Origin of the sequence: Amycolatopsis coloradensis, from assembly GCF_037997115.1 — a bacterium.
GTDB classification, from domain to species: domain Bacteria; phylum Actinomycetota; class Actinomycetes; order Mycobacteriales; family Pseudonocardiaceae; genus Amycolatopsis; species Amycolatopsis coloradensis_A.
In genome coordinates this window covers 1,836,872-1,849,886 of record NZ_CP150484.1, presented here as the reverse complement: position 1 = coordinate 1,849,886, position 13,015 = coordinate 1,836,872, and the positions used below count along the sequence as shown (strand labels likewise).

The window sequence follows — 13,015 nt, the reverse complement described above, 5'->3', positions numbered from 1 at the left end:
CTAGATTTGAGGAGCTGAAGTTGCTCACTCGCTTGTCCCCCCTCACCCAGTTCTCCGCACTGCTCCGGACCACGGACCTGCCGCTGACACAGCACTGGCAGATCGTCGACAGGATCTTCCGCGACTGGACGTCGAGACCAGAGCTGCGCGACGACCTCCGGCGGCATTTGGATTCCCTGAGCCCGGACGAGGCGAGCGCGGTACTCGAGCGGTCCCGGGAGACCACCACCCATTTCGCCTGGTGCCTGCTCGATTGCCCGACAGATCCCTTTTCGATCTGGCTGCACGAGTACAAGTCGCCGTCGGACTGGCGCGAGGGTTACGCCGATTCCGTGCACAACCACAGATATCACTTCTGCACCACGATCCTCCGTGGCAACTACGTCCACGAGCGCTATTCGACCCTGCGAGATCAACTTTCCGGATTGATCACATCGGTTCGGTTACGACGTAGCACGCTGTGTCAGACGGGATCCTCGGGCGTCATGTACGCGGACGAGTTCCATCGGATTCCCGAGGCCACCGAAGGGACTATGACGTTCCTGGTGAAATCACGTCCCGTGAGCGAGTTCAGTCTTTCCTATGACCCGAAGACCGGAATCGGACATCGTCACATTCCGGTCGAGGTCCGATTGGGGGACCTGGCGGGCCGCATCTGACTACACACCGCCGTCGAAGACGCATACCCTTGCTCCACCCGTCTGTAAACGGGAACGGAGAGGTGTATGCGCGCGCGAAAGAGCACGATTCCTTCCCAGACCATCGAAGCCGTCGAACACCATGTCCGGCGACTGTGCTGGCGTTATGCGGACAGACTGCAGTTCCACGGCTGGCACCACGTGAGTTTCGTCCGGGCCAAGGCCGCGGGGTTCGCCGATCACAACGGTGCGGACCGAGCCGTCGTCGAGGTGGCGGCGCTGGTGCACGATGTGAACTACATCGTGCACCGGAACTCCCCCGCGGCCGCCGGACGAGACCTCCGGCTGGGCATCCTGCGGGAATGCGGTGTCGAGGAGACCGTGGCCCGGTGGATCGACGAGATCATCGACGAAGCCGAAATGGCCACCAGAGGCCGGCACATCTCGCTCGAGGCTCAAGCGCTGAGCGACGCCGACACGCTGTTCAAGGCGCTGCCGGTGACGCCCGTCGTACTCGCCCACCGCTATCTGCGGGAGAACGGGTTGAGCCTCCGCGAGCTGGCGGACAAGATCGTCGGCGAGCAACGCGATGTCCACGACAGTGGCTACTACTTCTACAACCCCAAAGCGGCGGAGAACTACTCCCGCTGGGCGTTGGCGAATCTTCAGTTGTGGCAGTGCATCAAGGAAGCCGTCGACGATCCGACGGTCGTCGAGCTCCTCGACGCGGTACACGCCGTGGACGCCACGGACTTCGAGGCCGAGCCCGCTGCTTCCTAGCGTCGCGCGATCACGATTGCCGTCGGCTCGTCATTCGGTGGCGTACAGCGGTTTTCGCGTGATCAGAGGCGCGACACGCGTGCTTGGAGACGGAACACGCGTGACGTCAACGCTGGCCGTAGCCGCGGAGTTTCTCCACGACGTGCTCGATCTCGGCGGGCGGGAGCAGGTTCGGTGTTCCCGCCGCCCGGGCCGTCAGCCACACCTGGCAGACCCACTCCAGCTGCTGCGCCCGGCTGTAGGCGGAGCCGAGGCTGTCGCCGAAGGTGATGGTGCCGTGGTTCGCCAGCAGGCAGCCACGGCGTCCTTCCAGCGCCTCCAGCATCACTTTGGCGAGCTCCTCGGTGCCGTATGTCGCGTAGGCCGCGACACGGGCTGTGGGGCCGATCGCGGCGAGCATGTAGTGGATCGGCGGCACCTCGGTGACGAGGGTGGAAACCGCTGTGGCGTGCACGGAATGCGTGTGCACCACGGCGGAGACCGGTTTGCCCTCCGGATCCACCGCCTGTCGGTACACGGTGAGGTGCATCGGGAGCTCGCTGGTCGGTTTGAGCGAGCCGTCGACGACCTCACCGTCCAGGCCGACGATCGGTACGTCCTCCGGCCGCAGCCCGGCGTAGCCGACTCCTGTCGGGGTCACCGCGATCAGGTCGCCCTGCCGCGCGGAGACATTCCCGGAGGTGCCGACCACGAGTCCGTCGGTGGTCATCCGGCGGGCGAATTCGCAGACCGCCAAGCGTTCTTTGGCCAGGATCACCGTCACAACCTCCAGAGTCCGCGGGCCGCGGCCAGTGAGGCCTGATAGTCGGCGTAGCCCTGCTCGTAGAACTCTACGTTCTCGGGCCTGACCTCGACCACGCGTGCGCTTTCCGCCCACAGCTCCCGGTCGACCGGCTCGCCGAGGGCGTCCGCCGCGACGATCACCGCTCCCCGCGCGCCGACCCCCGGATCGCCGGGGATCACGATGGGCCGCCCGAGAACGTCGGCGAAGATGCGGGTCCACTCGAGCGAGCGAACCCCGCCGCCGCAGGCGTACAACGTGCCGGTGAGCCCGGCGGCGTCGAAGCAATGCCTTGCCGCGTAAGCGATCGACTCGCACAGCGCCCGGACGATGTCGCCGCGTTCGCTCTCCAGGCTCAGACCGGAGAACTGCGCCCTCGCCGAAGCGTCGACGAACGGCGCTCGCTCACCCGACGCGGAGAGGAACGGCAGCGCGCGAACACCACCCGCGCCCGGCCTGCTCGCGTCGAGCAGCGGGCCGATCTCCTCGACCGCGATGCCGAACAGACGGCACACCCAGTCGATGCCCGCGGTGCCGACCATCGCGGGCATAGCCCGCAGGAACTCTCCCGCTTCCGGCGTGCAAAGGAACATGCCCGCCGGCTCGCCCTCCGGATCGAATTCCGCCGAGCCCGTCAGGACCTGGCACGCGAGTGTGGTGCCCGCCGTGAGAATGCCGTCGCCCGGCCGTCGTACACCGGCGCCGATGGCGCTCGCGGGCAGGTCGAACGGCCCCGCGGTGACCGGCAGCCCGACGGGAAGACCGAGCAGCCCGGCTCCGCGCTCGTCCAGCCGGAAAACGGTCTTCGGCGCCGCGGGCTCCACGAACAGGCTCCGGCGGTGGGAGAGTCCGACGGCCGCGATGGCACCTTCGTCGTAGCGCCGGGTCGCCGGATCGAGGAAGGGCAGCGAAGCATCCGAGGCGTCGACGGTGATCTCGCCGGTCAAGCGCTGGAGCACAGCGTCGACGCAGTAGCCCGCCACCGCCGCCCTGTCCAGCGACTCCGGCTCATGAGTGTCCAAAAAGGACATGATCGCCGCGGCGCAGCCCGGGAACATTCCCGACGCGGTGCGGCGGAACACTTCCCTGATCACTCCGTCGGCCTGCCATTCGGCGAGCAGCGAGTTCGCCCGTCCGTCGAGCCAGGAGATCGCCGGGCGCACTGCCTCGCCGGACTCGTCACGCAGCCACAGTCCGTCGCCCTGTCCGGTGAGGGCCAACGCGGTGACCGGACCGTCGAGCCCGGCGGCGACCTTGCGGACCACCGTCGCCACGGTGCCGAGCACCTGGTCGAGGTCTTGTTCGACCAGCCCGCCCGGCAAGTGGTGCACCTCGGACGTGGTGCACGCGCTCGCCACGGACATCCCGGCCTTGTCGAAGACGACCGCCTTCGTCAGTGACGTGCCGATGTCGACGCCGATGATCATGGCCGCAGGACCTCGGGGTTCGCCAGATTCGAGAGCGCCTCCCCGCGGACGTACCGGCCGACCTCGGCGGCGACGATACTCGCCGCCCGCTCCGCCGTCTGCCTGCTTGCTCCGGCGAGGTGCGGGGTCGCGATCACGTTCGGCGCGTCCCGCAGTGCCCAGTCCGCGGGCGGAGGCTCGACGTCGTACACGTCGAGCGCGAGTGCGCCGAGCCGTCCCGAACGCAGGGCTTCCGGCAGCGGGGCGTAGTCCAGCAGGCCACCGCGCGCGGTGTTGACCAGTACGGCGCCCTCCGGCAGCAAGGCGAGTTTGGCGGCGTCGATCAGATGCCGGGTCTCCTCGGTGAGCCGGGCGTGCAGGCTCACCACGAAACTGCGGCGCAGCAGAGCTTCCAGCTCGACGAGTTCCGCGCCGTCGGCGGCGATCTTGGCGGGGTCCGCGAACGGATCGGCGACCAGCACCTTCGCGCCGAACGCCACGAGCACCTTGGCCACCCGCGCGCCGATCGCGCCGTACCCGACCAGGCCGACGGTGGTCCCGTCGAGTTCGAGACCGGCCTGGTCGTAGGCGTAGTAGTCACCGCGCCAGGTGCCCCCCAGCAGTTCGGCCGAGGACGTCGAGATCCTGCGCATCGCGGCCAGGATCATCCCCACCGCGAATTCGGCGGCGGCACCGGCGTTCCGGCCGGGCGCGTACGTCACCGCGACACCCGCTTCGGTGGCCGCCGCGAGGTCCACGTTGACCGGGCCTCCCCGGCACACCGACACGAGTTTGAGCCCCGGCGCGGCGGCGAACACCTGTTTGGTGAAGGGCGCCATCTGGGTGACCGCGACCTCGGCTCCCGCCAGCGCCTCGATCACCTGCTCCTCGGTGCCGCTGGCCTCGTGCACGTTCGCGACCGGGCCGAACGGCTCCACCGGCCAGGGCAGGGTCAGTTCCGAGAACTCGTGCCCGGCGCCGATCTCGGCACGGACGGCGTCGGCCAGCAGGCCGGTGCCGACGAAATGGTCTCCCGCAGCGAGTATCCGCAACTCTGCGTCCTCTCTCCGTGCCCGCATCGGGCAGTCTCAATGATTGTTGGCGGAGCTGAGATGTATCCGGAAAAGTGACCGTACGCGTGAAGCCGCCCTGGCCGAAGGCCCCGCTATCGCGGTGGCAGGGCGCCCTGTCCGCCGGACGTGACGTGCCCTGAGAGAGCAGTGCCCTGCCGACGTCGATCGCGGTCGCGGGTTCACCATCAGGTACTCAGCGCTTGCTCGTATTCGGTGATGTGCGCGACCTTGCTCGCGCTGGCCGAGGCCGGGTCGAAGCGGTAGCCGACCCATTCGGCGACGATCTTCTTCGCCAGCTCCGGACCGATCGCCCGGGCGCCGAAGGTGATCACCTGGCAATCGTTCGACTTGACCGAACGCTCGGCGGAGTACGAGTCGTGCGCGACCGTGGCCCGCACCCCGGGAACCTTGTTCGCCGAAATGGCCATGCCGATCCCGGTCCCGCAGACCAGCACACCGCGATCCGCCTCGCCCCGGGCGATCGTCTCCGCCGCCGCGAGGCCGAGCAGCGGGTACGCCTTGTCGTCGGAGCCATCGGCCACGCCGAGGTCGGTGACCTCGTCCACCCGGTCATCGGCTAGGAGCAGGTCACGCAGCTGGTCTTTGAGAGCGACCCCGGCGTTGTCCGCCGCCACCACGATCCGCATTCAGTCTTCCTTTCCCAGAGCCTGGCCGACCGCGGTGACGAGCAACGCGAACGAAGTGGCCCCGGGATCGGGGTGCCCTTTGCTCCGCTTCGCCAACCGGGCCGCCCGCCCCTTGGCGGGCAGCAGGTCCGCCGTGGCCTCGGCCGCGCTCACCGCGACCTGGGCCGCCTTCTGCCAGGCCTGCGGGACGTCGGCGCCCGCTTCGGCCTGTTCGCGCAACGCCAGCCTGAACGGCTCGATGGCGTCGAGCATGGTCTTTTCACCGGGCTCGGCCTTGCCCAGTTCGACGAACGCCTTCACGGCGCCGTCCACCGCGCTCGCGAGAGCTTCCGTGGTGACCTCGTCGCCCGGCAGACCCCGCAGTCCCGCACCGGTCTCGGCGAGCAGGACCCCGTACAGCGCACCGGACGCACCGCCCGCCGCGTCGGCGAACGCCGTCCCGGCGGCCAGGAGCGCGGTGGACTGCGAGTCCTCGTCCCGCCGCGCGGCGGCCACCGCGGCCCGCATCCCCCTGGTCATGCCGAGACCGTGGTCGCCGTCCGCCGCGACCGCGTCCAACCTGCCGAGTTCGGCCTCGTTGGCCTCGATGTCCTGCAGGGCCGCCGTCAACGCGCGGTCCACGATGCCCTGCCCCGGCGCGGTCTCGGCCAGCAGCGAGTCCACTGTGGACTCCAGCGGAACCTGTGCCAGCGCGGCACCGGTGCTCCGGTAGCCAGGGGTGTCGCAAGGAGCCGCGTAGAGCTCGGCGAGTTCGTCGTCGAGCACCAGGATCGACAGCGAGACACCCGCCATGTCGAGCGACGTGACGAATTCACCGACCTCGGTGTGCAGCGGGCTGAGCCCCGCCGCGGCGAGCCGTTCGTGCACGCGGATGTAGGTCGCGAACATCTCCTCGTACTTGGTGCGCCCCAGTCCGTTCAGCAGGACCACCACCCGGCCGTCACCGGCGGGCAGCTCCGGGAGGAGGCCGTCGACCAGTTCGTCGGCCAGCTCCCGTGCGCTCAGCCTGCCGACCGTGCGCACACCGGGCTCGCCGTGGATGCCGAGCCCCAGCTCCATCTCGCTCTCGCCGACGGTGAACAGCGGCGCGGAAGCGCCGGGCAGGGTGCACCCGCCGAACGCGACGCCGAAGGTCCGGGTGTTCGCGTTCGCCTTCTCCGCCACCGCGTGCACGGCGGCCAGATCGTCACCGCGTTCGGCGGCGGCACCCGCGATCTTGAAGACCAGGAAGTCGCCCGCGACACCGCGACGCCTCTCCGGCGAGTCGGCGGGACCGCTGGCGATGTCGTCGGTGACCAGGACCGTCCGGCTTTCGACGCCCTCGGCGGCCAGCCTCCGCGCGGCGAGCCCGAAATGCAGCACGTCGCCCTGGTAGTTGCCGTAACCGAAGAGCACGCCGGCGCCGCTCTCCGCGGCCCGCGCCGTGCGATAGACCTGTTCGGCGCTCGGGCTGGTGAACACGTCACCCACCACGGCGCCGTCGGCGAGCCCGGGACCGACCAGCCCGGCGAACGCGGGGTAGTGCCCGCAGCCGCCGCCGATCACCACCGCGACCTTGGGCGCGGAATCCTCCCGGCGCAGCACGCCGTACGCATCGGGCACCTTGCGCACCGAACGCCCGTAGGCGGTGACGAACCCGTCCAGCCAGTCGCGTTTGAACGTCTCCGCGGTACCCAGGACCGTCATCGCCCGCTCGCTTCCGCGAGTTCGCCGGACAGGTACGCGAGCAGCTTGCGCCTCACGTCGTCGTTGTTCTCCGCGACCTCGGCGGCCAGCTCCAGCGCGTCCGGCTTCGGCGGGTACACCGGGTTCGGCAGCGCGATCACGGTGAGCCCGGCCGCCGCGGCGGCACGGATGCCGTTGCTGGAGTCTTCGACGCCCAGGCACTCCTCGCCGGACCGGCCCAGCCTGGCCGCGGCTTCGAGGTAGACGTCCGGACTCGGCTTGCCCCTGGCGACCTCGGCGCTGGAAACGGTCGCGGAGAACTCACCGGTGAGCCCGTGCTTGTCGAGTACCGCGTCGATCACCCGGCGGGCGGCCGACGACGCCAGTGCGACCGGCACCTTCGCGCTCACCTCGCGGACCATCTCACCGGCGCCCGGCAGCAAGGGCGCCTCTCCCGCCTCGATCGCGGCGATCATGCCGTCCACCACGGCACGCTCGACCTCGGCCGCGCTTTCCGGAGTGCCGGACCGCTTCGCGAGGTACGCGGCCCATTCGGGCGCGCTCATCCCCTGCACGGACGCGGTGTCCTCAGCCGTCCATTCGGTGCGGTGCCGGGCGGCGTACGCCACCCAGTTCTCCTCCCAAAGGTGTTCACTGTCGACGAGGACACCGTCCAGGTCGAACACCACCGCGGCGAGTGCCATCCGGCATCTCCTTTCACATCGATGCTGTTAAATTAACATCGATGATGTGATCTGGACAAGCCCTGAGGAGGGACCCCGTGGTCGCACGGTTGTTATTGGCACGGCACGGCCAGACCGAATGGCACGGCGAGAACCGGTACGCGGGCAGCAGCGACGTCGCGCTGACCGGGGAAGGGCTGCGCCAGGCGGACGAGCTCGCCGGCTTCGCCGCGGCGGTCAGGCCGTCGGCGGTGTACTGCTCGCCGCAGAGCCGGGCTCGTCGCACGGCGGCGCCTTCGGCCGAGGCGCTGGGCCTGCCCTTGCGAGTGGTCGACGGACTGCGTGAAGTCCACTTCGGACTGATGGAAGGGCGCACCAGGGACGAGCTGGCGGCGTCGGATCCCGAGGCGGTCGCGCGGTTTCTCGCCGATCCCGTGACCGGCGCCTTCCCCGGTTCGGAGCCTCCGGAGGAAGCGGCCGCCCGCGGAGCCGGGGCCTTGCGCGCGATCGCCGCCGAGGTACCGGGCGAGACGGTGCTCGTCGTCGCGCACAACACGCTGATCAGGCTGACCCTGTGCGCACTGCTCGGCATCCCGCTCGAGACCTACCGCACGGTGTTCCCGCGGCTGGACAACGCGGCCGTCACCGAGATCGCGATCGACGGCACGCGCACCGGCCTGCTGCGCCTCAACCAGCCGGCGCACACGCGATACTGAACGGTATGAGCGATGAGAAGACGGCCGGTGCGAGCGCACACTCTCGTAACACGCGTCAGCAGCTGATCACCGAACACGTCTTCACGACCGGCTCCGCGAGCATCGCCGAACTGGTGGAACTCACCGGCGTCAGCACCATGACGGTGCACCGCGACGTCGACGAACTGGCACGGCGCGGCCTGCTCCGGAAGTACCGGGGCGGCGTGTCGGCCATGCCGTCGACGGTCTTCGAAAGCAACGCCGACTACCGGATGAACGTGCATTCGGAGGAGAAGATGGCCATCGCCGCGCACGCGCTCGCCCGCGTCGAACCGGGGATGTCGATCCTGCTCGACGACTCCACGAGCGCCCTCGCGCTGGCGAAGATGCTGCACCGGGTCACCCCGCTGACCGTCGCGACGAACTACCTCGGCGCCATCGAACTGCTCAAAGGCGTCCCCGACCTGCGACTCATCTGCATCGGCGGCGACTACTCGGCGACCCACGACTCGTTCCTCGGCATGCAGAGCCTCGAGGCGATCGAGCGGATCAACGTCGACGCGACCTTCGTTTCGACCTCGGCGATGAACACGCGGATGACGTTCCACCAGGAGCCGGAGATCGTGATGCTGAAACGCGCGATGCTGGCCAGCGCCCGGACGAAGGTGCTGCTGATGGACCACAGCAAGACCGAACGCGCGGCGCTGCACCGGCTGGCGCCGTTGAGCGACTTCGACGTGCTGATCGTCGACGACGGGGTGGAAGACCACCTGGCCGAGGAGATGCGAAGCCAGGTGGAAGTGGACATCGCGGAGCTCTGAAGGCTTCGGCCCGGCGTCAGGTTGCCGGTTCGCGGGGCCGATGGGGCGAGCGCCGAAGCGCACCTGGCGGGTGGTCGTGAGTGAGGAATGCGGTCAGCACCCAATGCCACGTAGCTTAAGTTGATCTTGGGTGGGGTCTTGATCGTAAGCGGTGAGGATTGCCGCAGGTCATGCGCCCGGTTGCCCTGGCCGACAGGAGCCGACCGCACCGCTGAGTGTCCACGAAGGACACTTTTCGCTGACTCAATGTCTGGTTGAGGCCCGGATGGGGTCGTGAGTGACGTTTCGGATCAGAACCCGAAACGCCACTCACGAGGACGTTTTTCGTCCTGAACGACCCTTTCCTGACGTTCGGGGGCCGGCGACCGATGCGGCCTCGGCTGGCGGACGAGGAGCCAACTGGGCCCGATTGTCCACAAGGGACACTTTATCGCGCCAAGGTGCCCGATTCATGTCCATGTTCAAACCGAGCACTCGCATCTCAACGCCTGTCCTTTGTGGACCGTCAGAGCGCGCCTGACCCTTGACGAGTCTACCCCTGCCGCCAAGTCCATCACGCCACAAGCAGCCGGCATTGACCTTCAAGGTAGGGCAGGAGGCCTTCACGACCTCCGCGCCCCCGTCAGCCGCCGGCGACCGACGGGATGATCTGGACTTCCTTCACCCCGTCGAGGGCGGTCTTGGCACCGTCGAGACGGCGGCACTCCTCACCGTCCACATAGAAGTTCACGTAGCGCCGCAGCGCGCCGGTTTCGTCGCGCAGACGGCGTTCCAGCGCGGGGAACCCGGCGCCGAGCGAGTCCAGGACGCCGTCGAGCGTCGAAGCCTCGACTTCGAGCGCGCCGCGGCCGTCCGCGAGCGGCCGCAACATCGCGGGCAGCAGGACCCGGACCACCTAGACCACCTGGGCCCGCACGCACAGCACGTCCGGCAGATGCGCGGCCACCTGATGCCACGTGTCGCCTTCGTCGGGGCTCGCCCACACTTCGCCGGATCGCGTGCCGAAGTAGACGCCGTCCCGCGAATCGACGCACATCCCGTCCCGCAGCACTCCCGCGTAGAAACCCTTGTCCGGCAAACCGCTTCCGAGCCCGGTCCAGGTCTCGCCCGCGTCCTCGCTGCGGTAGACCCGGCATCGGCCCTCCGGCGGGAAGCGGAGAACGTCGGCCACCAAAGGGAAGGTGTAGACGGTGTCCGGTTTGGACGGATGGACGACCATGGCGAAGCCGAAGTCGTTCGGCAGGCCGCCGGCGATCGACTGCCACGTCTTCGCGTCGTCGTCGCTGCGGTAAACACCGCCGTGGTTCTGCAGGAAGAACCGCTCGGGGCGCGACGGATGCATCGCGACCTTGTGCACGCACTGCCCGAATTCGGGCTCCTCGCCGGGCAGGAAACCGGCGCTGATCCCGCGGTTGGACGCCGTCCAGCTCTTGCCGCCGTCCTCGGTGCGGTAGACCCCACCCGTCGACATGGCGACGGTGATCCGCCCTCGATCCGTGGGATGCGGCAGGATCGTGTGGATCATCTGGCCGCCGCCACCGGGAGTCCAGTGTGGACGGTGCTCGTGATCCCAAAGCCCGCGCACCAGCTCGAAGGTCTCGCCGCCGTCCTCGGACCGGAACAGCGCCGACGGCTCGGCACCGGCATAGATGACGTCACCGGCGAGCACGATCTGCCAGATGCCTTCGAGCGCGGTCTCCGTGCCGGCGGGGAAGGCGACCGGCGCGTGATCGGGTTCGGACCAGGTCTCGCCGAAGTCCTCCGAGGTCGCGATGGTCGGGCCGAAGTGTTCGTTGACCGCGGCCGCGTAGACCTTGGAGGGGGCCAGCGCGACCGCCCGGACAGCCTCCATGGGGAACTTCGGTTCGGAGATTTCCCAGTTCTCGCGGTCCTCGCTGCGGGCGAGGAACAAGCCCTTCCTGGTACCGATCCCCAGCTGGAACTCCACGACGCCATCCTCCCGGTCGACACTGTGACTCAGGTCACCGTACTACCGGAAAGCGTGGAAATGGAGGCGTCGCGCCGGCTGCTGTCCAAGGGGTCGTGGCCCTCGCCTTCTCGGGAGAACGAGGGTCACAGACGAACAGCCGGCGCGACGGGTATCGGGGGCGGTCAGGTCCCGCTGATCAGGCGCAGCGCCAGATCGGGGCTGAACTGACCGGCTTCGACGTTCGGTGCGATCCCGCACTTGCCGTCGGAGTCACCGGGTACCTTGACCCAGAGCAGCATCTCGGCGCCGCCGCCGGTCTGCGAGGTCACCCCGAGCTTGCGCCCGGCCGGGTTGCACCATTCGGAGCCCAGCGGGCCGTTGCCGTTGCGGCTCGTGTCGATCACGAACGGCTTGGTGTAGCCGTACTTGCTCGACAGCGCGGCGCTGACGGCCTTGCCGTAGTTCGCCGAGTCGGTGGTGGTCTTGTAGTTCGACACGTTGATCGCGAGACCGCGGATCGACTTCACTCCGACGGCGTTGAGCCGGTCGGCCATGGTCGCGGCCGGGATCCAGGTCGAGTTGCCGCCGTCCATGTACGCCCAGGTGTTCGGGGCCTTGGCGGCGAACTGCTCCGCGGCGTACTTGAGCAGGTCGAGGCGGGTCTGACGTTCACCGGCGGGCAGGCAGTCGACCTGCGCGAGCGCGTCCGGCTCGATGACGACGACCGCGGGCTTGCCGCCGATACCGTCGGCGAAGTTCGAAATCCAGGTCCGGTACGCCTCCGGGCTGCCCGCGCCGCCACCGGAGTGACCACCGCAGTCGCGGCCGGGGATGTTGTACGCGACCAGGATCGGCAGCTTGTCCGCGACGTCGGCGGCGTAGGTGTAACCGTCGACGGCGGTCTTGACGTTCCCGCTCCAGTTGCCGAACCAGCGCGCGCCCGCCTTGGTGGAGATGGCGGCCTTGATCTTGTCGGCGGTGCCGCCCGGGTGGTCCCGCACCCAGACCGCGGGGTTGGAGTTCGGGTCGACGTAGAAGCCGTTGGTCTTCTCGAGGGGGTTGCCGTCGGCGGCCTGGGCCGGCGCGGCGACGAGGGCCAGCAACGAGGCGGCCAGCAGACCGAGCGTCTTGATGCGCATGCCCACCAGCTTCGAGCCCTCCCGTACAAGATTCGTACAACCCGCGTTTCGTCCTCTGGATGCGCGACCGCATCCGGAGATGTCGTACTCCGAGCCGTCCGGGTTGACGTTCGGGATCACGTAGATCTCGACGCTGTCGACGAACCGCTTGATCGCCGGGTCGGAGGCGTAGCCCTGGGTGAACCGGTTCACGATCCGCAGGCACATCTCGGTGGTGAGGTGCTCGCGGGCGTGCTGGTTGCAGGTGAAGAGGACTTCGGGCTCGTTCTCGTCCGTGGCGACGTTGTCACTGATCTTGAGCATGTTCAGCGCGCGGCCCTGGTACGAGTTGCCGACGCTGCTCAGCCGCGCGATCGAGCCGAAGTTCGACTGGGCGTTGCGCAGTTCGGTCGTGACCTCGGCGTAGTTGTGGTAGCCGGAGTCCGACGGCGGGAAGTCGTTGATCGCGTTGGTGCCCACCTTCTCCGACCTGTCGACGACGCCACGCTGCTCGACGCGATAGCCGAGCGAACGGATCTTCGCCGCGTCGCGTGCCTCGCCGATGAACGTGGTCGTGCCACCCGCGGAACCGAGGACGTCGACACCGAGCCGGGAGATCTGGGTGCGCTGCTGCGAAGTCCCGGTGCCGAAGACCTCGTAGATCTGCACCTGCGCGTCCTCGGCCTGCTGGTCCGCGGTCGCCGGACTCGCGGCGACCGGGATGGTGAACGCCGCGACGGCCGCGATCGCCACGGCCATGCACCGTCTTATGCGCATC

The 13,015-nt window shown here is 68.6% G+C and carries 13 protein-coding genes; 4 read left to right on the top strand and 9 right to left on the bottom strand.

Annotated features, from left to right (window positions below; translation table 11 throughout):
- Positions 1–20: 20 nt before the first annotated feature.
- Together LCL61_RS08575 and LCL61_RS08570 are read left to right on the top strand one after the other, a co-directional pair.
- Positions 21–659 (top strand): hypothetical protein, encoded by a 639-nt coding sequence (locus tag LCL61_RS08575; protein ID WP_340686336.1) that lies wholly within the window; start codon positions 21–23, stop codon positions 657–659.
- A gap of 66 nt (positions 660–725) precedes the next feature.
- Entirely contained in the window at positions 726–1,418 is a 693-nt protein-coding gene (locus LCL61_RS08570; protein ID WP_340686335.1) for an HD domain-containing protein, read from the top strand.
- 106 nt (positions 1,419–1,524) lie between these two features.
- Here the strand turns inward: LCL61_RS08570 and LCL61_RS08565 are convergent, their stop codons facing one another.
- The 6 genes from LCL61_RS08565 to LCL61_RS08540 all read right to left on the bottom strand — a co-directional run bounded on the left by LCL61_RS08565 (position 1,525) and on the right by LCL61_RS08540 (position 7,694).
- Positions 1,525–2,175 carry a class II aldolase/adducin family protein gene (locus tag LCL61_RS08565; RefSeq protein ID WP_340688530.1) on the bottom strand — a complete coding sequence of 217 codons (651 nt, stop codon included), beginning with the start codon at positions 2,173–2,175 and terminating at the stop codon, positions 1,525–1,527.
- 2 nt (positions 2,176–2,177) lie between these two features.
- Positions 2,178–3,626, bottom strand: coding sequence for an FGGY-family carbohydrate kinase (locus LCL61_RS08560; RefSeq protein WP_340686334.1), 1,449 nt, complete (start codon positions 3,624–3,626; stop codon positions 2,178–2,180).
- Positions 3,623–4,657 carry a 2-hydroxyacid dehydrogenase gene (locus tag LCL61_RS08555; RefSeq protein WP_340686333.1) on the bottom strand — a complete coding sequence of 345 codons (1,035 nt, stop codon included), beginning with the start codon at positions 4,655–4,657 and terminating at the stop codon, positions 3,623–3,625. Before LCL61_RS08555 ends, LCL61_RS08560 begins: the two co-directional genes overlap by 4 nt.
- Before the next feature lie 206 nt (positions 4,658–4,863).
- The gene (locus LCL61_RS08550) at positions 4,864–5,325 is read right to left on the bottom strand and encodes a ribose-5-phosphate isomerase (protein ID WP_340686332.1); all 462 of its coding nucleotides are present in this window, start codon (positions 5,323–5,325) and stop codon (positions 4,864–4,866) included.
- Entirely contained in the window at positions 5,326–7,011 is a 1,686-nt protein-coding gene (locus LCL61_RS08545) for a dihydroxyacetone kinase family protein (RefSeq protein WP_340686331.1), read from the bottom strand.
- Positions 7,008–7,694, bottom strand: a complete 687-nt coding sequence (locus tag LCL61_RS08540; RefSeq protein ID WP_340686330.1) for an HAD family phosphatase — start codon at positions 7,692–7,694, stop codon at positions 7,008–7,010. Before LCL61_RS08540 ends, LCL61_RS08545 begins: the two co-directional genes overlap by 4 nt.
- A gap of 77 nt (positions 7,695–7,771) precedes the next feature.
- Between LCL61_RS08540 and LCL61_RS08535 the strand changes: the two genes are divergently transcribed.
- Entirely contained in the window at positions 7,772–8,389 is a 618-nt protein-coding gene (locus LCL61_RS08535; RefSeq protein ID WP_340686329.1) for a histidine phosphatase family protein, read from the top strand.
- Positions 8,390–8,394: 5 nt separating this feature from the next.
- Positions 8,395–9,189, top strand: a complete 795-nt coding sequence (locus LCL61_RS08530) for a DeoR/GlpR family DNA-binding transcription regulator (protein ID WP_340686328.1) — start codon at positions 8,395–8,397, stop codon at positions 9,187–9,189.
- A 622-nt stretch (positions 9,190–9,811) separates the two neighbouring features.
- On the opposite strand, the gene LCL61_RS08525 is transcribed toward LCL61_RS08530, so the two are convergent.
- From LCL61_RS08525 to LCL61_RS42560, 3 genes are all read right to left on the bottom strand, one after another.
- The gene (locus LCL61_RS08525; protein ID WP_340686327.1) at positions 9,812–10,084 is read right to left on the bottom strand and encodes a MoaD/ThiS family protein; all 273 of its coding nucleotides are present in this window, start codon (positions 10,082–10,084) and stop codon (positions 9,812–9,814) included.
- Positions 10,085–11,137: an exo-alpha-sialidase gene (locus LCL61_RS08520; RefSeq protein ID WP_340686326.1), complete on the bottom strand. Its 1,053-nt coding sequence runs from the start codon at positions 11,135–11,137 to the stop codon at positions 10,085–10,087.
- Between the two features lie 164 nt (positions 11,138–11,301).
- Positions 11,302–13,014, bottom strand: a complete 1,713-nt coding sequence (locus LCL61_RS42560; RefSeq protein ID WP_425341991.1) for a glycoside hydrolase family 6 protein — start codon at positions 13,012–13,014, stop codon at positions 11,302–11,304.
- Position 13,015: the final 1 nt, after the last annotated feature.

Bases quoted from the DNA above. Each gene is read 5' to 3' on its own strand.
- LCL61_RS08570 (WP_340686335.1), top strand. From the start codon at position 726: ATGCGCGCGCGAAAGAGCACGATTCCTTCCCAGACCATCGAAGCCGTC.
- LCL61_RS08560 (WP_340686334.1), bottom strand. From the start codon at position 3,626: ATGATCATCGGCGTCGACATCGGCACGTCACTGACGAAGGCGGTCGTC.
- LCL61_RS08550 (WP_340686332.1), bottom strand. From the start codon at position 5,325: ATGCGGATCGTGGTGGCGGCGGACAACGCCGGGGTCGCTCTCAAAGAC.
- LCL61_RS08545 (WP_340686331.1), bottom strand. From the start codon at position 7,011: ATGACGGTCCTGGGTACCGCGGAGACGTTCAAACGCGACTGGCTGGAC.
- LCL61_RS08540 (WP_340686330.1), bottom strand. From the start codon at position 7,694: ATGGCACTCGCCGCGGTGGTGTTCGACCTGGACGGTGTCCTCGTCGAC.
- LCL61_RS08530 (WP_340686328.1), top strand. From the start codon at position 8,395: ATGAGCGATGAGAAGACGGCCGGTGCGAGCGCACACTCTCGTAACACG.
- LCL61_RS42560 (WP_425341991.1), bottom strand. From the start codon at position 13,014: ATGCGCATAAGACGGTGCATGGCCGTGGCGATCGCGGCCGTCGCGGCG.